Origin of the sequence: Vreelandella aquamarina, from assembly GCF_900110265.1 — a bacterium.
GTDB lineage: Bacteria > Pseudomonadota > Gammaproteobacteria > Pseudomonadales > Halomonadaceae > Vreelandella > Vreelandella aquamarina.
This window is the reverse complement of the sequence record NZ_FODB01000034.1, coordinates 16,248-40,084: the sequence shown is the minus strand read 5'-3', so window position 1 is coordinate 40,084 and position 23,837 is coordinate 16,248. Positions and strand designations below refer to the sequence as shown.

The following is a 23,837-nucleotide window of genomic DNA, read 5'->3' as shown; positions in this document are numbered from 1 at the left end:
CCGGTAGCACCGTGGCAGACCACCAGACCTCCCAGGGTAAGACGCGCGACCTTCCTCCCACCTACCCGCCGCATTTACTATCGCCCCTTCCGGATAGCTATGGGGCTTTGAGGATCATTGCACTCTCGCCCGGGTGCGATAGCCTCGTATGCGATTTCTGTTCGTCGGGCCGGGAGTTTGCCTTCAGCTTCCTTCAGATTCTGCCTTGCGGCAGACACCCTTGCTGTTCAGCTAACGGTTCCCGCTATCAGGGTCCGTAGGGGACTTTCACCCCCAAGTCATCCTGTGAGGCACCACCCTCAGGAATAGCGCCAGTCAAGGCGCTGCGCGCCATGCCTGGCGCACAATTAAAAAGCCGCCTTTTCAGGCGGCTTCGTTGTTCATAACGTAGATTCAAAACTCCACTCAACGGGGGGCGCATCGGGTATCAACGCCTGACAAGCACGCACTTTTTCAAGCAGCTCGGCGTGACTCGACGCCACGACGTTAACGTGAGCCAGCTTACGCCCTGGGCGCTCGGCTTTGTCATAGCGATGCAGGTGGGTGTCGGCAATGGCCAGCAGCGCGGCGTTATCACCTTCCAGGCCAATCACATTCACCATGCAGGTGGGCGCAATGGCGTTGGTTGCGCCTAACGGCAAGCCTTGAACTGCCCGCAGATGGTTCTCGAACTGGCTGGTAGCCGCGCCATCCATCGTCCAGTGGCCGGAGTTATGCACCCGGGGGGCCATTTCGTTGGCCAGCAGGCTGCCGTCGCGGGTTTGGAACAGCTCCAGCGCCAGCACGCCCACGTAATCCAGCTCATCCAGCAGCGCACGAATGTAGCTGTCGGCGGTTTGTTGAACGCTGGGGTCTAAATCCGGCAGTGGGGCCACGGAGTAGCGTAGGATGCCGCCCACGTGCTGGTTCTCTGCCATGGGGTAGAACACCACTTCCCCATCGCGGCCACGCACCGCAATCATCGATACTTCGCGCACAAAATCGACAAACGCCTCGACGATGAGCTGCGTATGGCCAATCGAGTCCCACGCCTCTTGAGCCTGTTCCGGTGCTTTCAGCACCGCCTGCCCTTTGCCGTCGTAGCCTTCCGTGACTGATTTGGCCACTACCGGGCAACCAAGCTCAGCGGCGGCGGCAGCGAGCTGCTCAGCACTTTCCACCACGCGATAGGCCGGCGTGGGAATACCCAAGCGATCAAACAGCGTTTTCTCTTCTACACGGTTTTGGCACACCGCAATAGCGCGACTGCCGGGATAAACCGGCTTGTGCTGCTCAATCTGCTTTACCAACTCAACGGGGAGGTGCTCGAATTCATAGGTCACTACATCGACCTTATCCAGAAACGCCGCCAGATGCTGGTTCTCCGGGTCGACAATCACCTCGCCGATACCCGCGCTGGGGTTACCGGTGGTATCTAAAAAGGTGAAGGTGTTGCCCAGCGGATAACCTGCCAGCGCCAGCATACGCCCGAGTTGGCCTGCACCGAGGACACCAATGTTTTTTGCAATCATATGTTTTGCACTCTGTGCGCTCATGATGGCTACCTATTGGGCCGAGGAGTCTACGTCAGGGCGCGGGTCGGGGTTATCCAGCACCAACTGGGTCTGCTCGGCGCGGAACGCCTCAACAGCTTCGCGCACGGCGCTGTCCTGAAGACCCACAATTTGTGCGGCCAGCAGGCCTGCGTTGGTGGCACCGGCTTTGCCAATAGCCAGGGTGCCTACCGCAATACCACCCGGCATTTGGGCGATGGAAAGCAGTGAATCCAAGCCCTTCAGCGCTTTAGACTCCACCGGCACACCCAGCACCGGCAGTGCCGTTTGTGATGCGACCATACCCGGCAAATGAGCGGCACCGCCTGCGCCTGCCACAATCACCTGCAGGCCACGCTCAGCGGCACTTTTTGCATATTCGAACAGCAGGTCGGGTGTGCGATGCGCCGATACCACACGGGTTTCGTAGGGAACGCCCAACCGCTCTAACATCGCCACCGCGTGCTCCATGACCGGCCAATCAGACTTCGACCCCATGATCACGCCCACCTTGGGTGCGCTGTTCGACATGCAAAACTCCTCGGCCAACGGCCTATTTAAGCTAGAAAGCAGTCCATAAGCCGCGCACAGTGCGCAGCTCACTCAGAAATAGGAAGGCGCATAGTTTACCAGAGCCACGGGCATTTGCGGATGTTACTCGCTGCGTGAAATTTTCATCAAATTAGGCATTGAAAACCGCGTGAGTTGGCGGCATTGTGTGTTTGTCATTTCCGACTGATGGAGTCACATGAGTACGGCATACTCAACTGCTCACGCAGAATCATTAGATCCTCCGCGAAGCAGCCCTGACCTCGATGTCAGGGAACTAGAAAAACGTACGCGCCTCATGCGTATTATTACCCGCCTGATCGCCGTATCAGATCTGGGAAGCCGCGAAATAGCCCGCCAGGCTGGCTTACCCGTTCAAAAGATCAGCGACCTGCTCGCCGGAAGGCTAGAGCACCTGGACATCAACGAGCTTAATGTCCTGCGTCGCACGTTAGAGCTGGAGGCGCCATAGCAGCCACCTCCCCGCTAACTCTCACCGCTTGAGTATTTTCCCGCCCCGGTTACTGGGGCGGAATCATTACGCCGCCTAACGCCACCACGATGACCACCAGCCATGCAGGCAGCTTCCACACGGTGAGCAGCAGAAAGCCCGTCAACGCCAGCACGAACTCGTACGGCCCAAGAATGGCACTGGTCCACACCGGCTGATAAAGCGCCGCGCCTAAAATCCCCACCACCGCCGCATTGGCACCACGCATCAGCGCTTGAGCACTGCTCCACTGGCGGAACTGGTTCCAAAATGGCAGCACGCCGACCAGCAGCAAAAACCCCGGTACAAAAATCGCCAGCAGCGCCAGTAACGCGCCAATCACGCTGGGAATTCCCGGCAACAGCGCGCCTAAATATGCGGCAAACGTAAACAGCGGTCCTGGCACCGCCTGCGCTGCGCCGTAACCGGCCAAGAACTCATCCGCCGTGACCCAACCCGATTGCACTACTTCCGCTTCCAGCAGCGGCAGCACCACATGGCCACCGCCAAACACCAGCGCGCCTGAACGGTAGAACGCATCGACGACGTTCAACCAACCCGCACTCGCCGCCAACAGCGGTAATAGCACCAACAGCCCCGCGAATATTAGTAACGCCAGCGTGCCCGCTTGGCGTGTCACCGGGAAGTGTAGCGATTCGCTAGACGATGCTGCAGCGCTTTGGCGACAAAGCAGCAGCCCCGCCACGCCGCCCAGCACAATCGCCGCCACCTGCCCCAACGGCCCGCTAACCAGCACCACCGCGAACACCGCTGCCAGGGCAATTCCCGTGCGGGTTTTATCCGGGCAGAGGTTGCGCGCCATGCCCCACACCGCGTGGGCCACAATAGCCACCGCCACCACTTTTAAGCCGTGAATGATGCCGCTGGCCACCGGGCCCTCCAGCACGGCGGCACCCAATGCAAACAGCACCAACACGATGGCCGAGGGCAGCGTAAACGCCAGCCACGCCATTGCCGCCCCCCAGGGGCCAGCGCGCATCAACCCTAAGGCAAAGCCCACCTGGCTACTGGCTGGCCCCGGCAAGAACTGACACAGCGCGACCAAATCCGCGTAGGCCTGCTCGCTGAGCCACTGGCGGCGTTCAACAAACGCCGTACGAAAGTAGCCCAGGTGCGCCACCGGCCCGCCAAAGGAGGTCAGCCCCAGCGTTAAAAATGCCCAAAAAACCTCGCTGGCTCGTCCTCGTATCTTATTCTCTACCGCCATCGTGCCCACCGTTTACTCATTAAAAAGCGCAAGGCGTTAAGGGTACGCCTTGCGCTTGACGACTTAGTGACAGCCTAACCGTGCCGGTGACTCTTCACAGGTTATTCTTGGTCGGTCACCGCACCGGTACTGGCCGAGCTGACCAATTTGGCATACTTCGCCAACACGCCTTTACGATAGCGCGGCTCAGGCTGTTGCCAGGCCGCACGGCGGCGCATCATCTCTTCATCGCTGATATGCACATCAATGGTATCGGCTTCGGCATCGATAGTGATCGGGTCGCCATCTTCCACCAGCGCCAGCGGGCCACCGTCGAAGGCTTCCGGGGAGACATGGCCCACCACGAAACCGTGGCTGCCGCCGGAGAAGCGTCCGTCGGTAATCAGCGCCACATCGTTGCCCAAGCCACGGCCCATAATGGCTGAGGTAGGCGTGAGCATTTCACGCATGCCGGGGCCGCCTTTCGGGCCTTCGTAGCGAATCACCACCACATCCCCCGCCACTACGGTGCCATCGTTGATGCGTGCCTGGGCTTCCTCTTCCGAGCCAAACACCCGCGCCGAGCCGCTAAAACGCGTGCCCTCTTTACCAGTAATTTTCGCCACCGCCCCTTCCGGCGCTAAGTTGCCAAACAGAATACGCAGGTGGCTTTCGGCTTTAATCGGGTTACCCAGCGGCGCGATGATTTGCTGATCCATCGGGTACGGCTCGACGTTAGCGAGATTCTCCGCCAGCGTTTTACCAGTCACGGTTAAGCAGTTGCCGTTGAGCAGCCCAGCATCCAGCAGGATTCTCATCAGCGGCTGGATACCGCCAATCGCCACCAGCTCGCTCATCATGTAGTGGCCGCTGGGGCGCAGGTCGGCCAGCACCGGCACGCGCTTACCGATCTCGGTGAAGTCTGCCAGGGTCAGCTCAACACCGATGGTGCGCGCCATGCCAATCAGGTGCAGCACCGCATTGGTGGAGCCACCCAGGGCAATCACCACGGTAATCGCATTCTCGAACGCCTCGCGGGTCATGATATCGGAAGGCTTGATGTCTTGAGCCAGCAGCGCCAGCACGGCTTCGCCAGCGGCTTTGCAGTCATCGCGTTTCTCTTGGGAGATGGCATTCTGCGCCGAGCTTCCCGGCAGGCTCATACCCAGCGCCTCAATGGCCGAAGCCATGGTGTTGGCGGTGTACATGCCCCCACAGGAGCCAGGGCCAGGAATGGCGGTCTCTTCGATGTTTTTCAGCTCGATTAGGTCGATGTCGCCACGGGAGTGGGCGCCCATCGCTTCAAACACCGAGACAATATCGGTGTGGCCCTTGCCGGGCATGATGGTACCGCCATAAACAAACACGCTGGGGCGATCGAGCCGTGCCAGCCCCATCACGCAGCCCGGCATGTTCTTATCGCAGCCGCCAATCGCCACCAAGCCATCAAAGCCTTCGCAGCCCGCCACGGTTTCGATGGAATCCGCGATTACCTCCCGCGACACCAGCGAGTACTTCATGCCTTCGGTGCCGTTGGCAATGCCATCAGAAATGGTAATGGTATTGAACACCACGCCTTTGCCGCCGGCGGCATCGGCCCCATCCCGAGCAAGCTCCGCCAGCTCACCAATATGGCTATTGCACGGCGTCACCATACTCCAGGTAGACGCGATACCTACCTGAGGCTTTTGAAAATCGTCATCGTTGAAGCCCACGGCGCGCAGCATGGCGCGGCTAGCCGCTTTACCGGGGCCATCCACCACCGGGGCAGAGTGGCGGCGGGTATTATGGTTGGTCGGCTCGGTCATCACGGACTCCTCTCAATTGCATGGCAAAGGCCACAGCTTGGCGGCGGTAAGCCGATGACGCAAGGAGAGTTCCAATATTGCAGCGCGTTGACTGCTTAATGGGCTGGCTGTTTTTGTTGTTCAACATGTACCGTCAGCTCAAAACCACAGGCGTGTGCATAGCGCTGTAATGTTTTCCAGCCGGGGTTACTGCTTCCCCGCTCCAAGCGGCTAATGTTACTTTTTTGTGTATCCAAGCGTTTGGCAAGCTCTTCTTGGGTCAACCCGGCACGCTGGCGCATAGAAATCAGTGTGGAGGCCAACGCAAACTCCGGTGCCAGACGTTCATATTCCGCCTTCACTTCAGGGTTCTGAAGCGCCTGCTCTTTTAGTGCCTTTAAGTTCATCATGACTGCACCTCGCGCTGTCTTGTCCGCGCTAATGTTAACGCCTGACGCGGCGTTTTCTGGCTTTTCTTGACGAATGCATGAAGAACGACAATATGTTTCCCATGCACGTAACAGAACAAGGAACGGCCAATCCCCTCTTGTGCCTTTGCTCGAATTTCAAACAGGCCGTCACCCATGGACTCCGTATGAGGAGGCCCTAAGTGAGCACCATGCTGCTCTACCATCTCCAGCAACCGGAGCATTCTGGCCTGTATTTTAGGCGGCATGCCTAGAATTTCTTTTTCCACACCTGGGTAAAACTCAACCTGCCAGTCCATAGCCCGCCCCATCAAAGTTATCTTTTATGATAACCCAAGGCATATAAAAGTTCCTACTCCAGATACACGCGAGTACCCCCAACTTATGGCACCATAACCTCACTGCTACCCGTGACGCCGATTGCCGTGAAGGAACGCCGCCGTATGCCTGCCAATGCCCTGCTCTCCCCCACTTCGCTCACCCCCGGGTTCATGGTGGTACACGCCAATCGGCTGGAGGACTTGCGGGGGCTGGCGGTGGAGTGGATGCGGCGGCACCCGCTGGGGCCGCTAGAGAACGAAACCATTCTGGTCCAGAGCAACGGCATTGGGCAGTGGCTGAAGCTGGCCCTGGCGGAAGACCCCGGCAACGGCGGCGCGGGTATTGCTGCGGCGCTGGACGTGATGCTGCCCGCGCGGTTTTTATGGCAGGCCTACCGCCGGGTGCTCACCCACGTTTCCCACGATGCCGACGCCGTGCCGGAAACCTCGCCGTTCGATAAATCGCGCCTGGTGTGGCGGCTGCTGCGCCTGCTGCCTACGTTGGCCGGGCAACCAGTGTTCGAGCCGCTGGCGCAGTTTCTAGAAACCGACCGTGACCAGCGCAAGCACTACCAGCTGGCCGAGCGGCTGGCGGATCTGTTTGACCAGTACCAGGTCTACCGTGCCGACTGGCTGGACGCCTGGGCTAACGGCCACGACGTGCTAATTACCGCCCGAGGCGAGCACCGCCCTTTGGAAGAGCACCAGCGCTGGCAGCCCGCGCTATGGCGCATCTTGCGGGACGATGTGGCCGCCACCCAAGGCGATGCCGGGTTAAACAGCAGCCGCGCCCAGGTTCACCAGCGCTTTTTGAAGGCCACCGAGCAGCTGGAAGGCCAAGACTGCCCGCCGGGGCTGCCCCGTCGGCTGATCATTTTCGGTATCTCGTCGCTGCCCCAACAAACCCTGGAAGCCCTGGCGGCGCTCTCCCGCTGCTGCCAGATCGTGCTGTGCGTGCACAACCCCTGCCAGTTCTACTGGGCGGACATCATCGAGCACAAGGACCTGCTGCGCGCCCAGCGCTACCGCCAGCGGCGCAAAACCGGCATGCCCGAAGCGCTGGATGTACTGGGCACCGGCGATGCCGATGACGCCCTGCACCTGCACGCCCAGCCGCTGCTAGCCGCCTGGGGCAAGCAGGGCCGCGACTACCTGCGCCTGCTCGATGAGCACGACGACGCGGGCAACTACCAAACCCTATTCGAGCAGCAGGCGCTGCGCATCGATATGTTCGAGCCGTTCAGCGGCGAGGAGCGCCACTGCCTGCTCAGCCAGCTGCAAGACGACATCCGCGAGCTGCGCCCGGTGGCAGAAACCCAAGCCCATTGGCCCGCACTGCCCGCTGCCGATGACTCCATCGTGTTCCATATCGCCCACGGCCCTCAGCGGGAAGTGGAGATTCTCCACGACCAGCTGCTGGCCGCCTTCAGCGCCGACTCGGCCTTGCGTCCGCGCGATATCATCGTCATGGTGCCGGATATCGACCGCTACGCCCCGCACATCGAAGCGGTATTTGGCCAGCTGCCCACCGATGACCCGCGGCATATTCCCTACACGCTCTCCGACCAGGCCAGCCGCCACCGCCTGCCGCTGATGATCGCTCTGGAAAAACTGCTGCGCCTGCCAGAGCTGCGCCTGACGGTCAGCGATGTGCTCGACCTGCTGGAAGTGCCCGCCCTGCGCCAGCGCTTTGGCCTGGAAGAGCGCGACCTGCCGGTGCTGGAACGCTGGATGGAAGGCACGGGCATCCGCTGGGGGCTCAACGCCAAGCAGCGCCAGCGGCTGGAACTGCCCGGCGGGCTGAGCCAGAACACCTGGGCCTTCGGCCTGCGCCGCCTGCTGCTGGGCTACACCGTCGGCGACGGCCACGCCTGGCAAGGCATCGAGCCCTTCGATGATATTGGCGGCTTGGAAGCGGGCCTGGCAGGGCCGCTGGCCACGCTGCTGGAAAAACTCGACGCCACCTGGGAAACCTTCTGCCAACCCACCGATGCGGCCACCTGGGTCGCGCGGCTGCGGGCGCTGCTGGAAACCTTCTTCCTCACCGACGATGCCCAGGAAAGCATCATGCTCACCAAGCTGGAAAACGGCTTGCAGCAGATGCTGGAAAGCAGCCAGGAAGCAGAACTCGACGACCCGCTGCCGCTCTCCATGGTGCGCGAACACTGGCTGGCACAAATCGATGAACACAGCCTTTCCCAGCGCTTTTTGGCCGGGGCGGTCAACTTCGCCACGCTGATGCCCATGCGCGCCATCCCCTTCAAGCGGGTGTGCCTGCTGGGCATGAACGACGGCGACTATCCCCGCTCCCAGCCACCGCTGGATTTCGACCTGATGGGCAGCGACTACCGTCCCGGCGACCGTTCCCGCCGGGAAGACGACCGCTACCTGTTTCTCGAAGCGCTGCTCTCCGCCCGGGACCAGCTCTACATCAGCTGGATGGGCCGCAGCCAGATCGACAACTCCCCGCTGCCCCCCTCGGTACTGGTGGGCCAGTTGCGCGACCACCTGGAGGCTGGCTGGCAAACGCACACCGGCGCTCCGCTGCTGGAAAGTCTCACCACCGAACACCCGCTGCAGCCGTTCAGCCGCGCTTACTTCAACCACCCGGCGGGCCGCCTGTTCACCTACGCCCACGAATGGCGGGAAGTGCACGCCCCCCGCACGCCGCCTGCGGTGGAGCGCATGCTACCCGCGCCGGAAAACGCCCCCACCAGCCTCTCGCTGGCGCAGTTGGGCGGCTTTCTGCGCGAGCCGGTGCGCAGCTTCTTCAATACCCGGTTGGGGGTCTATTTCGAGCAGGAAACCATCGCCGAGCTAGACGCCGAGCCCTTCGCCCTGGATGGCCTGCAAAACTGGCAGCTGCAAGACCAACTGATTGCCGCCCAGCGCCACGCGGTGGATAACGGCCAGCCGCGTATCGAGGCGCTGCACGACGCGTTGGAGCGCTTTCAAGGCCAAGGCGTGCTGGCCATGGGCGCCTTCGGCGAACGCATGCGCGCAGCACTCGCCGACCCCATGGAAGAGTTGTTCAACGCCTACGAAGAAGCACTCACGACGTGGCCGCACGCACTGCCAGACGCACAGGTGCAGTTCGAGGCCCACGGACTCACGCTGGAAGAACCCCTGGGCGAGCTGCGCCAGGATGAGGCAGGCCAGCGCTGCCGCCTGCTGCTGCTCAGCAGCAGCCTGATCAGCCAGGGCAGCGGGCGCGGCCAGTACCGCTGGAGCCACCTGCTGCGCCCTTGGGTAGCCCACCTGGCAGGCAACCTCAGCGGCCCGATGACCACCCTGCTACTTTCCAAAGCCGGGCATGTCACGCTGGAACCCGTGGCCGCCGACACCGCCCGCCAGCATCTGGAAACCCAGCTCGCCGCCTGGCAAGCGGGCCTGCAAACCCCGCTGCCGCTGGCCTCACAGGCCGGTTTTGCCTGGCTGGCCAAGCAAGGCACGCCGGAAATAGCGCAGGAGAAAGGCCGAGACAGCGACGCCTTTGCTGCCGCCGAAGCCGCCTATGAAGGGGGTTACAAGGTTACCGGCGAAGCCGCGCAAAGCGCGTATTTAAGCCACCAGTGGCCCCGATTCGAGCGGCTGTTTTTCGAGCAGGCCAACGGACATACTTTTGCCACACTGGTGGACGCGCTCTACGCGCCGCTTCATCAGGCCGTCAAGGGGTAAAGCAGCGAGGGTGTTACATAGCGTCGAGCGTTTCCACATCGAACGCCACGATCTGGCGTTTGACACTGGAGAACTCAACGCCGATCAGGTGTATGGGCTTGCCGGAGGCGCGGTATTTGTCAGCGTATCCCTTCTGTTTGATTTGCGTAAGCGCCTGTCCTTCCGGCAGTTGCTCCACCACTTTGAACTCGAACAGGTAGATATGCCCACCAAAATCCACGCTCATATCCACCTTGCCGTGGTGGCTGGCATCCTCCACCGTCACATCCAGGCCAAGGGCCGCGAAATGGCTGTAGAACACGCTGGCATAGATCTTCGAGACAGTATGGCCTTCGTAGCGAGCAATCGGGTTGTTGCGATACCAGTCGTGCGGGAGTCCGGCATAGAGCGCCTTTAAGTGCGCTTCTAGGCCGACCAGGTCATGCTGGCTTAAATGGCGAAACAGCGTCCTGCGTTCGCGTGGGGCATTTTCGACCCCCAGCGATGGCAACAAGGCGTGGTTGAGACTGGTTTCGACTTCACGGTTAGGGAAGCCAAGCGTGTACTGGCGGTATCCCAACAGCGGCTCCTCTACCTGCTGGATGGTCAGGTAGCCGGTTTGAAACAGCAGGCCTTCGGTACTGATCTGATCCACATCGAACTGGCTAAGCATCTCATACTCGGTTTCCCAGCGGTCCAACGAAGGCGTAAATACCCCCCGCTGCTTGAGAATATCGACCAGAAACGTTGGCGTGGCAGACTCGAACCAGTACGGCGCGAACTCGCGCTTTTGAAACAGTAGTAGCGCATCAAAGGGGTTGTAAACGGACACCACCTCGCACCCGCCCCAGCGGTAGCCGTTGTACCACTGACGAATGGCTTCACGATCCAAGCCGGGTAGCTCCGGCGCGAACACCGTATCGATGTCTTCGTCGGTGTAACCGCAGATTGTGCTTAAGTGAGCATCCAGGGTGATATCGTTGAGGTTGTTCAACCCCGAAAACAAGCTCACCTTACTGAATTTGGAAACCCCGGTGAGCAGCACGAAGTGCAAATGAGGATCGGCGTCTTTCAGCACGCTGTAGAGGTTCTTCAGGCCTTCGCGCACCTCCCGAGCACGCTCAGGTTCAAGAATGTTATCCAGAATCGGCTTGTCGTATTCGTCGACCAACACCACCACCCGCCGGCCATATTGCTGGTGGGCGCTGCGAATCAGGGTAGAAAATTCACCGGGAATATCCGTCTTGGGGTGTTGGGTAATGCCCAGCCGCTCACGCTGCACTCGGAGCTGATCACGAATACGCTCATCGAGCTCTTCACGGCTTTGCATGACGCCATCGGCAAAGCTGATACGAATGACCGGGTAACGCTGTTGCCAGTCCCACCTGTCGTGAATATGGAGCCCTTCGAACAGCGCCTGGCGGCCCTCGAACAGACAGCGTAGCGTATCCAGCAACAGGCTTTTGCCGAAGCGGCGCGGCCGCGAGAGAAAGTAGTACTTGTTCTGGTTGACCAAGCGCTCGATATGCGGGGTTTTATCGACGTAGTAATAGCCGCCCTCGCGGATATCCGAAAACGTCTGAATCCCGATGGGGAGCTTACGGCGATGGGCATCCTGCACGGCGGCCTCCAGAACAAAAAGTGCGATACAAAACACAGTTTAGCATGCGGCGGATTCTGGCAGCGTTAGGTGGGCGAGCTTTCATCCCCCTTTCCACCCAGCGATAAAATACGCTTCGCCAACGCAATCATCTCAGGGTCGCCGGTGTTCTTGGTGGGCACATCGGACAGTTTCACCACCGGCAGCCAGCCTTGCCCTTCGGGGCGGGCCTCGACCATTTTGATCACCATGTTCATGGGCGCCACGCCAATATCGTTGGTGAAGTTGGTGCCAATCCCGAAGGCCATGCCAATGCGCCCCTGGCAGAAGGCGCGAATGCGCTCCACTTTTTCAGGGGTGAGGGCATCGGAGAAGATAATGGTTTTGCTCAGCGGGTTAATGCCCAGGCGCTGGTAATGGGCAATGGTGGCATCGGCGAACTCGATCGGGTCGCCGCTATCGTGGCGCACGCCGTCAAACAGCTTGGCGAACTTCTTGTCGAAGCTCTCGAAAAACGCCCGCGTGGTAAACGTATCGGTGAGCGCGATGCCCAAATCCCCCCGGTACACATCCACCCAGTGCTCCAGCGCCAAACTATTGGCCATTTTGAAACCGAAACGCGCCCCGTGGAACATGAACCACTCGTGGGCGTGGGTGCCAATGGGCTTCACCCCGTGGCGCATGGCCAGCAGCACATTGCTGGTGCCGCTGAAGGCCTCCCCGCCGTAGTGGCGCAGCGCTTCCACCACCCGGTCATGCACCGCAAACGAGAAGCGCCGACGGGTGCCGAACTCGGCAATCTTCAGCCCGTGCTGGCGGTACAGTTCGATTTTCTCTCGCGTGCGCTGCTCGATGAGCGCTTCGTCATCTTCCGATACCCCCACGCCGCGCAGTTGGTACCAAAGCTCGCTAATCAGCGCCATCAGCGGCACTTCCCACAAGATGGTGCGGTACCACGGGCCTTCCATCACCACCGACAGCTCGCTGCCCTGCTGCTCGATCGTCACTTCGCTGGGGTCGTAACGAAAGCCCGCGAGAAAATCGAGATAGGTAGGGTCTAGGTAAGGGCAGGTGGTTTGCAGGTAGCGCTTCTCTTCATCCGACAAGCGCAGCGTCGCCATGCGATCCACTTCACCGCGCAGCGCCTCACCAAAGCCCTCAGGAAACGCATGCTCGCCACGATTGATAAACGCGTAGCGGGCATGGGCATAGGGGAAGCGTTTGATCACGGCATTCTGCATCGTGATCTTGTAAAAATCGTTATCCAGAAGCGAGGTCAGCATGAGATCCCTTCACCAGCATCAACAGATCGCCAAGAGCGGCTAGCCCGCTAGATTACCAGTTGGCGACGATACCTCACAGCCTAACCCCTGTTTGCTATGGCTAGCAGGTGGGAGAGCGGCTATCTGCTATCGTGAGTAGAGTGCTACCATTTAAACACCGGTTTATCACTAGGAGCGGACTCCATGCGTCTTTCGCAATCACAGCGCGAGCTTATTCTGTCAGGCGTCCGTGAGTTTGTGGGGCCTTCGGTGGCAGTGCATGTTTTCGGCTCGCGGCTAGATGATAGTAAGCGAGGCGGCGATGTCGATCTGCTGCTTATATCCCCCAACGCCATCCCGCTACTCGCCTGTGCTGAGCTCAAAATGGCGCTAGAACAACGCCTCCAGCTACCGTTCGATATCGTGACCTACGTCACAACAGCTGAACCTACTCCGTTTCAAGCCATTGCACTCGCCCAGTCACGGCCAATGACGCTTGAGGTAGCCGCATGAGCCAGGATGTACTTAGCGAACAGCAGCGCTATCTGGCGCAGCTGCTTGAAGCCATTCAGCGCTGCGCTTGGTTTCTTCATCAATCACGCAAAAAAGTCACATGGCCTTTGGACGGTGATTGGTTAGCCGACCATAAAAAAGATGTCGACCTTTTTGAAACACTGGCCGCTATCAATGAGCGGTTTGCCAAGCTACAGGACTCCATTGCTTCTGCTATGCGGCACAGCGCTCTGTTGGCAGGGGAGTCTACTGACAGCTTTCTCAAAGTCCTTTCGCTGTTCGAAAAGCAGGGCGTCGTGGACGCTACCAGTGACTGGCAGCGCTGCCGCGCTATTCGCAATATTGCCGCTCATGATTACTCGACGCACTATGCACAAATAGCAGAGCACTTTAACTTGCTGAACGAACTTGCCGACGTTCTCCTTGTTACCTCAAAAAGACTAGTGACATGGAGTGCTGAACAATTGGGCATTTTTCCCGCCACCCAAGACTTCTCTAACGAATTCGACACAGTCTTTCAAACCAGCCTCTAACGCTGCTTTGCTCTTTTGCCCAGCTCTTGGCAACGCGATATAGTGCCGGTGCCTTTGGCTACCCGCCAAAGGCGCTTTGCTTTCCGCCTGCCGTGATGTTCGGAGAATGAGAATGAGCCAGCCCGCCCCGCTGAATCCGCTGACGCTGCCGCTTCACGGCAGCCGTTTGATTGAAGCCAGCGCGGGCACGGGGAAAACCTTCACCATTGCGCTGCTGTATGTGCGCTTGGTGCTGGGCGGGCAGCACAGTGAAGACGACACCGCCTTCGTACGCCCGCTCACCCCGCCGGAAATCCTGGTGGTCACGTTTACCAACGCCGCCACGCAAGAATTACGCGAACGTATCCGCCACCGGCTGGTGGAAGCGGCGGCGGTGTTTCGTCATCAGGGTGAAGACTCACTGCTTCTAGCACTGCGCAGCCAATACCCCGAGGCCACGTGGCCCGCCTGCGCCCGCCGCTTAGAGCTGGCTGCCGAGTGGATGGACGAAGCCGCCGTTTCCACTATTCATAGCTGGTGCTACCGCATGTTGCGCGAGCACGCCTTCGATAGCGGCAGCCTGTTCTCGCTCAATTTGGAAAACGACCAGCAAGAGTTGGAGCAGGAGGTAGTGCGCGACTACTGGCGCACCTTCTACTACCCGCTGGACGCCGAAGCGCTGGGCAGCATTACCGGCTACTGGAAATCGCCGGACCAGCTCCACGGGCAAGTGCGCAAACTGCTGGCCGAAAGCGAGGCCTTGGGCAGCCCGCGCCCCGCCCCCGAGCAAACCCTAAGCGCCGCCCAGGCCGAACGCAGCGCACGCCTAACCGAGTTAAAAGCCCCCTGGCCTGCCTGGCTGGATGACCTAGTGCCCGCACTAGAAGACGCCGCCAAGCGCAAAGCCTTCAAAGGCCAAAGCTTCAACGCCAAAAGCCGTGCCAACTGGCTAGGCGCGCTGCGGGAGTGGTGCGACAGCGACGCCACCCGCCCCGCACTCACCGATGCCGCCTGGAAACGCCTCACCCCAGACGGCATGGCCGAGATATGGAAAGAGGGCGCGCCCCCTTGCCCGGCTGCCTGGGAAGCGCTGGCCGAGCTGCCCGCCGCACTGAACGCCCTGCCCGAGCCGCGTAATGACCTGCTGATTCACGCCGTGCAGTGGTGCAAAGTGCGCCTGGAGCGGGAGCAAGAGCGACGCGCCGAAATGGGCCCTAACGACCTGCTCACCCATTTGGACCGCGCCCTGCAAGGCCCCAACAAAGAGGCCCTGGCCGCGCAGATACTGCGCCAGTTCCCCGTGGCGCTGATCGACGAATTCCAGGACACCGACCCCATCCAGTACCGCATTTTCAACGCGGTGTATGAGGTCGCTAAGCCCCGCCGAGACGCCACCATGCTGCTGATCGGCGACCCCAAGCAGGCCATTTACGCCTTTCGCGGCGCGGATATTTTCACCTACTTAAAAGCCCGCGAAGATACCGCAGGCCGCCACGTAACGCTGGGCACCAACTACCGCTCCAGCCGCGCCATGGTAGAGGCGGTGAACCACTGCTTCCGCTACGCCGATGAGCACCCGGCCGGGGCGTTTCTGTTCCGCGAAGAAGGCGGCGACAACCCGCTGCCGTTTCTGCCGGTAGAGGCCAAAGGCCGCCACGAACGGCTTGTTCACCAAGGCCAGCCGCTGCCCGCCATGACGCTCTGGCCGCTGGAAGCCGACGAGCCGCTCTCCAAAACCGCCTACCAAACCGAGATGGCCGAACGCTGCGCCTCCTACATGGCGGAACTGCTCAGCGCAGGCCAACACGGCAAGAGCGGCTTTCAAACCGACGATACGCTCATCCCGCTCAAGCCCTCCGATATGGCAGTACTGGTAAACGGCCTGCAGGAAGCCCGCGCCATTCGCCAAGCGCTGGCTAGCCGAGGGGTGAAGAGCGTGTATCTTTCGGATCACGATAAGGTATTTAGCTCGCCCATGGCCGCCCAGGTAGAGCGCTGGCTGCGCGCCTGCGCCGAACCGCTGGCTAGCTCCCGCCAGGCTGAAGCGCACCTGCGCGCCGCGCTGGCCACCCCAGTGCTGGGGCTCAGCCTTGCCGAGCTGGACCACCTGCAGCAGAACGAGCTGGCCTGGGAAGCGCGAGTCGAGCAGTTCAGCCACTACCACCGCCTGTGGCAGCGCCAGGGCGTGCTGCCGCTGGTGCGCCGCATGATGGTGGATTTCAATATTCCCGCTCGCCTGCTGGCGGAGTTTGAAGAGGGTGAGCGCTTGCTCACCGACCTGCTGCACCTGGGCGAACTGCTGCAACAGGCCAGCGCCGAGTTGGACGGCGAACACGCGCTGATTCGCTTTTTGTTTGACGCCATTGCCGACCCGGAAAGCCACGGCGACAGCCACAAGCTGCGCCTGGAGAGCGACGCGGATTTGGTCAAAGTAGTCACCATCCACAAATCCAAAGGGCTGGAGTACCCACTGGTGTTCCTGCCGTTCATCGCCAACCACCGCCCGGTCAAAGCCGAGGACGTACCGCTGCGCTGGCACGACGGCGAAGGCAACCTACAGCTCAGCTTAGAAGCGGATGACACGATACTCGCCACCGCCGACCGCGAACGGCTGGGGGAAGACCTGCGCAAACTCTACGTCGCGCTTACCCGCGCCCGCCACGCCACCTGGCTGGGGCTGGCCCCGCTGAAAGGCCTGGAGAACAGCGCGCTGGGCTACCTGCTAAAAGGCGGCAATGCCCTTTCACCGGAGGCGCTCAATAACGCACTCGATAAACTGGTGGAAGGCAGCGAGATACAGATTCACCAGCCACCCGCACCCACTGCAGAGCGCGTTGCCACCGTGGAGCAAAACAGTGCGCTGGGCCACGCCCGCACGCCCACGCGCCCCGCCAAAGAGCACTGGTGGATTGCCAGCTACTCCGCGCTGCGGCTTTCCGGCACGCTCACCGCCCCGGTACTGCCACCGCTGGAACCCACCACCGCCCAGGAAGCCACCGCCTTCGAAGTGCTGGATGAACCACGGGATCTATCTCAACCGGAAGCATATCACCTGCACAAATTCCCCCGTGGCCCCGGCCCCGGCACCTTTCTGCACGGGCTGCTGGAGTGGGCGGGCAAGCAAGGCTTCGATACCGCCGCCAACGATATGGACGCCCTCAACGATATGCTGTGGCGGCGGGTGCAGCTACGCGGCTGGCAGGCGTGGCAAGAGCCGCTGGCGGGCTGGCTAAGCGCCCTGCTCACCACGCCGCTACCGCTGGCCGCGCCCACCCCGCAAAGCGTGGCGCTGAATGAGTTAGAAAGCTACCAAGTAGAGCTAGAGTTCTGGTTTGCCGCCAAGCGGGTGAACACCCAGGCCATTGATGCGCTGGTGAGCAAGCACTTACTGCCAGGAGTAGAGCGCCCCGCGCTGGATGCCGACACCCTGAACGGCATGCTGAAAGGCTTCATTGACTTGGCCTTCGAGCACCAGGGGCGCTTTTACGTGCTGGACTGGAAATCGAACTACCTAGGCCCCAACGACAGCGCCTACGAACCCGAGGCCCTGCGCCACGCGCTGCTCGCCAAACGCTACGACCTACAGGCCGCGCTCTACTTACTCGCCATGCACCGGCTGTTAAAAGCACGACTGCCGGATTACGACCCGCACCAGCATTTGGGCGGCTCGATGACGGTATTTCTACGCGGCAGCCGCAGCCCTGGGCGCGGCGTGGTGGGCGAACCCGCCCCGGTTGAACTCATCGAAGCCCTGGATAGCCTGTTTGCAGGCGAGCCACACGCCACCCAGCAGGAGGCCACGGCATGAGCCGCCAGCACGATACTCACACCTTCGATATGTTCGGCGAAGCCGCCAGCGCCCACCCGGCACTCAGCAGCACTCCGGAACTGCTGGCCCTGTGTGAACGCTGGGTAGCGCGAGGCTGGCTGCGGGATTTAGACCGCGCCCTGGTGCGCTTTCTCGCCAGTGAAGCCCCGGACGCCCCCACGCTGCTGCTACTGGCGGCAGCGCTGGCCAGCCACCAGCTAGGCCGCGGCCACGTATGCCTGGATATTAACGCCACGCTCAACGCGCCGGATTTCGCCCTTTCGCTACCACCCGAAGGGGACGACCTCACTGACCCACCGCCGCTGCCCAGCGACGTGCTGGCCACGCTCACGCTCAGCGAATGGCAAGCCGCCCTACACCACCCGCTGCTCACCAGCGAAGGCCCTGGCAACACGCCGCTGGTAGTAGTAACCACTCACTCAGCCAACGGCACCCCCAACACGCGGCTCTACCTGCGCCGCTACTGGCAGTACGAGCAAAGCCTGCACCAACACATCGCCGCACGCCTGGAAACGACCAGCACTGGTTTAGAAAACATAGACACAGCAAGTACAGGCACAGAAAGCAAAGGTGGGAGGCCAATTCATTGGGCGACGGGTGACGCCAGTCACCCTGGGTTACTCCCCCAAGCCCTGAACATCCTTTTCAAGCAAAGCAACGGCCTAGACTGGCAAAAAACCGCCTGCGCCCTGGCTGCCCGCAGCCGCTTCGGCATCATTACCGGCGGCCCCGGCACCGGCAAAACCACCACCGTGGTGCGTCTGCTCGCCCTGCTGCAAACCCTGCAACTGGCCCAGCACCCCAGCCAGCCGCTGCGCATCCGCCTAGCCGCCCCCACCGGCAAAGCCGCCGCCCGCTTGAACGAATCCATCGCCGGGCAAGTCGCAAAACTCCCCTTCACTGACCTAACCACTTTGTTGAAAGAGGCAAAGCAGGAGGGAATCTTGTGGGAGGGAGCTTTAGCTCGCGACGATTCAGCCACAAAACAGCTAAAAGCCACCATCCCCACAGAAGTCACCACCCTCCACCGCCTGCTCGGCGCACGCCCCGACACCCGCCACTTCCGCCACAGCGCCGCCAACCCGCTGGCCCTGGACGTACTGGTGATCGACGAAGCCTCGATGGTGGATATCGAAATGATGGCCGCGACCCTCAGCGCCCTGCCCGCCCACGCCCAGTGCATACTGCTGGGGGATAAAGACCAGCTCGCCTCGGTAGAGGCAGGCTCGGTACTCGGCGACCTATGCCGCCGCGCCGACGACGCCCACTACACCCCGGCCACCGCCGAATGGCTAGCCCAGGCCACCGGTAAACCGCTGCCAGCCGAGTTCATCGACCCCGCAGGCCAACCACTCGACCAAGCCATTACCATGCTGCGGGTTAGCCACCGCTTCAATGAACACAGCGGCATCGGCCAGCTGGCAAAAGCCATTAACCAGCCGGGCCATGCGCAAAGCGAACGGGAAAAGCAGCAGGCGGTCACGGCCGTGCTGCGCCACGGCTACTCGGATATTCATCATTTGGTGATGAATGACGACACCCCGCTGGATAAGCTGGTGATTCACGGCAGCCCCAACGGCTTTGCGGGCAACGGCGAAGGCCGCACCGACCACCAGGGCCAACCCATCGCCCCGCCCACCGGCTACCGCCACTACCTCAACGTGCTGCACGCACAGCGCCCACGGGGGGCGTCGTTCGAGGAGAACCAAACCGCCTACAACGCCTGGGCCAGCGAAGTGCTCAGCGCCTACAGCCACTTCCAACTGCTGTGCGCGCTTCGCAAAGGCCCCTGGGGCGTAGAAGGATTAAACCAACGCATCGCCAGCACGCTGCGTAGCGAAAAGCTGCTGTTCGGCAGTGACTACACGCTGGAGAAAGGCTGGTATGAAGGCCGCCCGGTACTGGTGACCCAAAACGACTACGGCCTGAAACTGATGAACGGCGATATCGGCATTACCCTGGCCGTGCCCGACCCGCGCAACCCGCAGCAGAAGCTATTAAGAGTCGCCTTTCCTTCATCAAGTGCCGCCAGCGACACCGACAAGCCCATCCGCTGGGTGCTGCCTTCACGCCTGCACGCAGTAGAAACCGTGTTTGCGATGACGGTCCACAAATCCCAAGGCTCGGAGTTCTTGCACACCGCCCTACTGCTACCGCCCACCCTAAACCCCATTCTGACCCGCGAGCTGGTGTACACCGGCATCACCCGCGCCCGCGAATGGCTCACAGTGGTGGAAGCCAAGCGCGGGGTGTTGAATGAGGCGGTGGTGAGAGAGGTGGTTAGGGTTAGTGGGGTTGGGGGTTAAAACCATTGGTTCTAGTGGTGCCAGCCTTCGGCCAAAACGGACAGGACGTAGAACAAGACTGTATGCAGACCAATAACAATTAACAGATTCCCTTATATTCCAGTGGATTATTCTAGAACATTAATATTTAGACTTTTTCTTCAACGGGCAGAAGAACGATTCTTTATGCTTTGTAAATATTTTATCGTCTTGTCTGGCTCTAGTAGGCATCAGCAGTGGAGTAGCTATTAAAGCTCTCACATGGCGCTAAACCTGATTTTTCCTAAGAGAGCGGAGATCTGAAGTCATAACTGCTAAAGCAATCGGTATAAGACTAACACCAATGCCAATCAGCACTGCTAGAGACACTGATATTTCTGTTGAGTAGACGAACAGCATTGAGGTTGTAAAACCCAATGCTCCTCCCACTAGGCAACGGATAAACCACAATAGGTTCCTTTGATGTCTGAACCTACCGTAAAGATCAACGTACACATCTTTGAACTTGTCATAAACTGCCATATGATGCTCTTTAAAAATTGATTCTTGCAAATTCATTTCATTTTTAACGGCTTGAAGGGTATTCCTCTGATTTCTAATCAGCAGCTCCATAAGAATAGAAAAAACAACTGCGCCAAGCCATATCACAACATTTTTCAAAGCCCACTCAACGGGATCTAACTTCTCCATCTGACTGCCAACTAAAAGCAAAGCCGCAGGAACAGCTAACAACTGGTTCTGTATGTCAGAAAAAACCTTATTCAGCCTTGTTGTAAATTCTAATTTATCTCTTTCAACTTCAGACTTGACATTCTCAAACGAAAACTCAGAAACAAAAAGATCGTATCCGTTCTCTAAGTTTTTAAAAATATTAGAGAAATTCTTCAGCAACTCTCCCAACTCTACACGACCTCGCCCTTTATACCTCTCAACCAAAACAGACTTAAAGATCTGTATTTTTTTATCGCGATGTGTATCCGATTTTAAAAAATCACTCTCTAACCTATCTAAGCAATCGATGCGAACCAAGTCTTCAGACGTAAAAAAGGAACCCACAACTAGCTTTTCTTGGTGAAGAAAAACTAATTCTATATCATTGCTTTTATTAACACAATGATCAGCAACAGAACCTAATAATTTAAGTAGACGAGATGCTAACCTCCACATCTCTACAACTTCGTGCTTTTCTTCTTCTGAGCTTAACCAATCAATATTATGAAAATAATATGCACTAGAAGGCGGCTTAATTCTCCACTGCGGTTTCAATAGCAGTTCATCAATACTCGTGAAAAACAATGGTGGCTTTGAAATCTCCACCGTTTCTTTATCATCTATACTGCGCGACCACAAATCACTCTTTTTAACATCCCTAAGTAGCTGCCCATTACTCTCAGGGCAGAGAGAGAGTACCAAAAATGCAGCGTCAAACCTGACAGGCTCAACGCTTTGCCGAACAGCGCTAACAGCAAGCTGTAAGTCTTTCAATCTGTCACTCATCGCCCTTAGCCCGGCGTACTTCTTGAATCAGCGATTCAGGAATATTTCTAATATAAAGAACTTCATTTTCTTCATCATAATCAACATTATCCCGCAAAACATCCTCAACGTCAAAACTTACTGCAACATTGCCAAACTTTCTCTTAATTCTTTTTAGCCTACCGTAAACAGATTTCGTCGGAGTAAAAACATCACTAACTGGGACATCATTATCTTTTATATAATGATAAAAACTCTCTGGATTAATGTCGTCAATCATCGCAGATAACGCGACCAGATTTACTGACTTGTCCTCTGAATTATATTTTTCATCAAAATAATCATGTAGTTTTCTTCTAGCCTCCTGCCTTGCCTCACCAACAATATCATTTTCTTGGCAGTATGCATCCAGAGCTTCCACAACTTGCTCAGTATTGAACTTTGAATCTGTATACTCTGTGCAGCCAAGTGCCAAACGAAAATACTTTGTAACATCCTCATTCCCATTACTCTTCTTTATAAAAGAGAGATATGGCTGTTCTTCTTCAGCCCATTTTTCAAGATTAATCCTGGCAGCTTCATGCAAATGACTAATATCAAAAGAAAGGCTTGTAAGAAGCTCAAGTGTATCAGGGTTGATACTAGTCCCTGGCTTAAGCTTGAGCATCAACACAAGCAGCCAGTCTTGGCCTTGGTTTTCATAACGAATAAAAAATGCGTAGCCACCTGTTGATAAATATGACTGTCTCATTTGGGCGGCAATAAGTTCACAGGCCTCCAATGAAAACTCTACCAACCCTGAATTTTCTTGATGGTACTCCCTCATAAGTTTAGAGAATGGGTATGCCGTCTCATTTGCATCAAAGGTACCATTGCTATTTGAGCGGCGCCCATATGCTTTTAAAACCTCTTCACCCAGATGGTTCATCATGTCATCTAAAGGGGAGTTTTCAAGCCTTGGCTTAACCTCGACCTGATAGCTTTGTGCCTCTTTCTCAAAACCATGTATAATTGCTTCTTTGATTTCCATATAACCCTACAATTCATTAAATTTTTTCTGGTGGTGAGTAACCTTTCTCTCAGACCTTATTCATGCCTTACTTACCACCACACTTAAGTAGTTCTGTGGCCGAGCATAGTACGACTTTGACAGCCCAACGGTAAAAAGTATGGTAAAGACAATTATTTCTCTGACCTCTCCGGGCCGAAAAGCTTCACCAGCTCACTTCCTCATAAAACGCCACCCTACCCGCAATAGCTTCCATCCCCTCAATCGGCGCCTCATAACTCCAAGCAATATCCCGTCGCTCACCCAGCGAGAAATACACCGTATGCCCTTTAAACGGGCAATGGGTGATCGTTTTCCGAAGTGGTAAGTAAGTCCATACGCACGTCGTCACGTGGGAAGTAGTGGCGCGGCGGATAGCCGTGTTCGCGAAGTTCAAGCGTATTGCTAGAGTCGGCTAGCAGAATGCCGTCCACCTGCACTTGCATGCGCTTGTTGGTAGGGTGAAGCGTTATGCGGGCATTCTGCATCGTGTTGTCCCTGCGGCGTTATTCGCTCTAATACTTTGAGCCTAGCAGCAAACATGGGTTAAGCCTACCTCGAAAGCTTAGTTTTTAGTCGATCATGGATGCTTTGGTAGGAAGGTGAGCCATCACTTCCACGCTAGCGCTTATGGCACCCTGGTGAATACGACACAGCACCAGGCAGGGCTGAGTGCCATTGGCGTTTACCGCTAGCTCACCTGCAGCGTTCCAGCCGCCGCTATTGCCGCAGGTTTGCCAGCCGCCTGTGGTGGAAATGTGGTTGGCGAGCAGTACTGGCAGTTGGTGGCGTTTTGCGGTGGCGGCGTGGCTTGGGTGGGTGAAGTCGGCGCACACGGCCAGGGCGATGCGGGTGCCGCTGATATCGATCAGGCCACTATCACAACCAGGGGTACAGTAAACCTCCTCCCCTTCGTGCAGGTGCTGTTTCAGGTAGAAGGTGCGTTCACCGCTGGGGAAGCAAATCACCGCTGCGATGTAGGGTTTGCCGTTGGGGTTGTGCAGTGGGCAGCCTGCGATCACTACGGTGTTGGTAGCCAACGGCAGCGGCGGTGAGGGCGGCAAAGGTGGCATCGTCGCGGGGCATGGCCAGTTGGCTGAGTAGCGCCAGCTCGTAACCGGTGAGCGAGAGTTCGGGAAAGGCCACCACGTTGGCCCCCAGCGCGGCGGCGCGTTCTATGTAGGCCAAGTGTGTTTTGAGGTTGTCGTCTACCGCTGCTTTGATAACAGGCAATTGGGCGAGTGCAATGGTGATGGGGGCTGGTGTGGTAGCTGTCATTTTTTCCACTTAGCTGGCTGGGTGCAGGCACAGTCGCGGGCTAAAGTCACCTCCCACTGCTGGC

At 58.5% G+C, this 23,837-nt stretch carries 20 protein-coding genes; 6 read left to right on the top strand and 14 right to left on the bottom strand.

Annotated elements, in window-relative coordinates; genetic code table 11:
• Positions 1 to 380 precede the first annotated feature (380 nt).
• On the bottom strand, positions 381 to 1,511 hold the full coding sequence (locus BMY49_RS10675) for a 5-(carboxyamino)imidazole ribonucleotide synthase (RefSeq protein ID WP_044628530.1): 1,131 nt from the start codon (positions 1,509 to 1,511) through the stop codon (positions 381 to 383).
• Positions 1,512 to 1,544: 33 nt separating this feature from the next.
• On the bottom strand, positions 1,545 to 2,063 hold the full coding sequence (gene purE, locus BMY49_RS10670; protein WP_054645228.1) for a 5-(carboxyamino)imidazole ribonucleotide mutase: 519 nt from the start codon (positions 2,061 to 2,063) through the stop codon (positions 1,545 to 1,547).
• Between the two features lie 217 nt (positions 2,064 to 2,280).
• On the opposite strand from purE, the gene BMY49_RS18020 reads away from it, so the two are divergent.
• Complete coding sequence (locus tag BMY49_RS18020) at positions 2,281 to 2,553, top strand: XRE family transcriptional regulator (RefSeq protein WP_062362957.1); 273 nt, start codon at positions 2,281 to 2,283, stop codon at positions 2,551 to 2,553.
• A 49-nt stretch (positions 2,554 to 2,602) separates the two neighbouring features.
• Here BMY49_RS18020 and chrA read toward each other — a convergent pair whose 3' ends face one another.
• From chrA to BMY49_RS10645, 4 genes are all read right to left on the bottom strand, one after another.
• A complete protein-coding gene (gene chrA, locus BMY49_RS10660; RefSeq protein ID WP_089675558.1) occupies positions 2,603 to 3,799 on the bottom strand; it encodes a chromate efflux transporter in 1,197 nt (398 codons plus the stop codon).
• A gap of 101 nt (positions 3,800 to 3,900) precedes the next feature.
• On the bottom strand, positions 3,901 to 5,586 hold the full coding sequence (ilvD, locus tag BMY49_RS10655; protein ID WP_089675556.1) for a dihydroxy-acid dehydratase: 1,686 nt from the start codon (positions 5,584 to 5,586) through the stop codon (positions 3,901 to 3,903).
• A 95-nt stretch (positions 5,587 to 5,681) separates the two neighbouring features.
• Positions 5,682 to 5,975 carry a helix-turn-helix domain-containing protein gene (locus BMY49_RS10650; RefSeq protein WP_244154952.1) on the bottom strand — a complete coding sequence of 98 codons (294 nt, stop codon included), beginning with the start codon at positions 5,973 to 5,975 and terminating at the stop codon, positions 5,682 to 5,684.
• Positions 5,972 to 6,292, bottom strand: a complete 321-nt coding sequence (locus tag BMY49_RS10645) for a type II toxin-antitoxin system RelE/ParE family toxin (protein ID WP_039176121.1) — start codon at positions 6,290 to 6,292, stop codon at positions 5,972 to 5,974. The genes BMY49_RS10650 and BMY49_RS10645 overlap by 4 nt, the downstream gene beginning before the upstream one ends.
• A 144-nt stretch (positions 6,293 to 6,436) precedes the next feature.
• Between BMY49_RS10645 and recC the strand changes: the two genes are divergently transcribed.
• Entirely contained in the window at positions 6,437 to 9,991 is a 3,555-nt protein-coding gene (gene recC / locus BMY49_RS10640) for an exodeoxyribonuclease V subunit gamma (protein WP_089675555.1), read from the top strand.
• Positions 9,992 to 10,004: 13 nt separating this feature from the next.
• On the opposite strand, the gene BMY49_RS10635 is transcribed toward recC, so the two are convergent.
• A complete protein-coding gene (locus BMY49_RS10635) occupies positions 10,005 to 11,591 on the bottom strand; it encodes an ATP-binding protein (protein ID WP_089675554.1) in 1,587 nt (528 codons plus the stop codon).
• A gap of 65 nt (positions 11,592 to 11,656) precedes the next feature.
• Positions 11,657 to 12,853, bottom strand: coding sequence for a nicotinate phosphoribosyltransferase (pncB, locus tag BMY49_RS10630; RefSeq protein ID WP_089675553.1), 1,197 nt, complete (start codon positions 12,851 to 12,853; stop codon positions 11,657 to 11,659).
• A 183-nt stretch (positions 12,854 to 13,036) separates the two neighbouring features.
• Between pncB and BMY49_RS10625 the strand changes: the two genes are divergently transcribed.
• From BMY49_RS10625 to recD, 4 genes are all read left to right on the top strand, one after another.
• A complete protein-coding gene (locus BMY49_RS10625) occupies positions 13,037 to 13,345 on the top strand; it encodes a nucleotidyltransferase domain-containing protein (protein WP_062362969.1) in 309 nt (102 codons plus the stop codon).
• A complete protein-coding gene (locus tag BMY49_RS10620; protein WP_054641496.1) occupies positions 13,342 to 13,878 on the top strand; it encodes a hypothetical protein in 537 nt (178 codons plus the stop codon). The genes BMY49_RS10625 and BMY49_RS10620 overlap by 4 nt, the downstream gene beginning before the upstream one ends.
• A gap of 112 nt (positions 13,879 to 13,990) precedes the next feature.
• The gene (recB, locus tag BMY49_RS10615) at positions 13,991 to 17,665 is read left to right on the top strand and encodes an exodeoxyribonuclease V subunit beta (RefSeq protein ID WP_089675552.1); all 3,675 of its coding nucleotides are present in this window, start codon (positions 13,991 to 13,993) and stop codon (positions 17,663 to 17,665) included.
• The gene (recD, locus tag BMY49_RS10610) at positions 17,662 to 19,992 is read left to right on the top strand and encodes an exodeoxyribonuclease V subunit alpha (RefSeq protein ID WP_089675551.1); all 2,331 of its coding nucleotides are present in this window, start codon (positions 17,662 to 17,664) and stop codon (positions 19,990 to 19,992) included. The genes recB and recD overlap by 4 nt, the downstream gene beginning before the upstream one ends.
• Before the next feature lie 246 nt (positions 19,993 to 20,238).
• Here the strand turns inward: recD and BMY49_RS10605 are convergent, their stop codons facing one another.
• The 6 genes from BMY49_RS10605 to BMY49_RS17835 form a co-directional block, all read right to left on the bottom strand.
• A complete protein-coding gene (locus BMY49_RS10605; RefSeq protein ID WP_143058124.1) occupies positions 20,239 to 21,456 on the bottom strand; it encodes a hypothetical protein in 1,218 nt (405 codons plus the stop codon).
• A 4-nt stretch (positions 21,457 to 21,460) separates the two neighbouring features.
• On the bottom strand, positions 21,461 to 22,477 hold the full coding sequence (locus BMY49_RS10600; protein WP_089675549.1) for a nucleoid-associated protein: 1,017 nt from the start codon (positions 22,475 to 22,477) through the stop codon (positions 21,461 to 21,463).
• Positions 22,478 to 22,661: 184 nt separating this feature from the next.
• Positions 22,662 to 22,775: a DUF427 domain-containing protein gene (locus BMY49_RS18015; RefSeq protein WP_276325981.1), complete on the bottom strand. Its 114-nt coding sequence runs from the start codon at positions 22,773 to 22,775 to the stop codon at positions 22,662 to 22,664.
• Between the two features lie 10 nt (positions 22,776 to 22,785).
• Positions 22,786 to 22,983 (bottom strand): DUF427 domain-containing protein, encoded by a 198-nt coding sequence (locus BMY49_RS17840; RefSeq protein WP_244154951.1) that lies wholly within the window; start codon positions 22,981 to 22,983, stop codon positions 22,786 to 22,788.
• 84 nt (positions 22,984 to 23,067) lie between these two features.
• Entirely contained in the window at positions 23,068 to 23,535 is a 468-nt protein-coding gene (locus tag BMY49_RS10590; RefSeq protein ID WP_244154950.1) for a carbon-nitrogen hydrolase family protein, read from the bottom strand.
• Entirely contained in the window at positions 23,441 to 23,773 is a 333-nt protein-coding gene (locus BMY49_RS17835) for a nitrilase-related carbon-nitrogen hydrolase (protein ID WP_244154949.1), read from the bottom strand. Before BMY49_RS17835 ends, BMY49_RS10590 begins: the two co-directional genes overlap by 95 nt.
• Between the last annotated feature and the right edge of the window lie 64 nt (positions 23,774 to 23,837).

Excerpts from the sequence above, each read along its gene's own strand:
- recD (WP_089675551.1), top strand. The coding sequence starts at position 17,662 with ATGAGCCGCCAGCACGATACTCACACCTTCGATATGTTCGGCGAAGCC.
- purE (WP_054645228.1), bottom strand. The coding sequence starts at position 2,063 with ATGTCGAACAGCGCACCCAAGGTGGGCGTGATCATGGGGTCGAAGTCT.
- BMY49_RS10650 (WP_244154952.1), bottom strand. The coding sequence starts at position 5,975 with ATGATGAACTTAAAGGCACTAAAAGAGCAGGCGCTTCAGAACCCTGAA.
- recC (WP_089675555.1), top strand. The coding sequence starts at position 6,437 with ATGCCTGCCAATGCCCTGCTCTCCCCCACTTCGCTCACCCCCGGGTTC.
- pncB (WP_089675553.1), bottom strand. The coding sequence starts at position 12,853 with ATGCTGACCTCGCTTCTGGATAACGATTTTTACAAGATCACGATGCAG.
- BMY49_RS18020 (WP_062362957.1), top strand. The coding sequence starts at position 2,281 with ATGAGTACGGCATACTCAACTGCTCACGCAGAATCATTAGATCCTCCG.
- BMY49_RS10645 (WP_039176121.1), bottom strand. The coding sequence starts at position 6,292 with ATGGACTGGCAGGTTGAGTTTTACCCAGGTGTGGAAAAAGAAATTCTA.
- BMY49_RS10625 (WP_062362969.1), top strand. The coding sequence starts at position 13,037 with ATGCGTCTTTCGCAATCACAGCGCGAGCTTATTCTGTCAGGCGTCCGT.
- BMY49_RS17835 (WP_244154949.1), bottom strand. The coding sequence starts at position 23,773 with ATGACAGCTACCACACCAGCCCCCATCACCATTGCACTCGCCCAATTG.
- BMY49_RS10620 (WP_054641496.1), top strand. The coding sequence starts at position 13,342 with ATGAGCCAGGATGTACTTAGCGAACAGCAGCGCTATCTGGCGCAGCTG.
- BMY49_RS10675 (WP_044628530.1), bottom strand. The coding sequence starts at position 1,511 with ATGATTGCAAAAAACATTGGTGTCCTCGGTGCAGGCCAACTCGGGCGT.
- chrA (WP_089675558.1), bottom strand. The coding sequence starts at position 3,799 with ATGGCGGTAGAGAATAAGATACGAGGACGAGCCAGCGAGGTTTTTTGG.
- BMY49_RS17840 (WP_244154951.1), bottom strand. The coding sequence starts at position 22,983 with ATGCAGAATGCCCGCATAACGCTTCACCCTACCAACAAGCGCATGCAA.
- recB (WP_089675552.1), top strand. The coding sequence starts at position 13,991 with ATGAGCCAGCCCGCCCCGCTGAATCCGCTGACGCTGCCGCTTCACGGC.
- BMY49_RS10600 (WP_089675549.1), bottom strand. The coding sequence starts at position 22,477 with ATGGAAATCAAAGAAGCAATTATACATGGTTTTGAGAAAGAGGCACAA.
- ilvD (WP_089675556.1), bottom strand. The coding sequence starts at position 5,586 with ATGACCGAGCCGACCAACCATAATACCCGCCGCCACTCTGCCCCGGTG.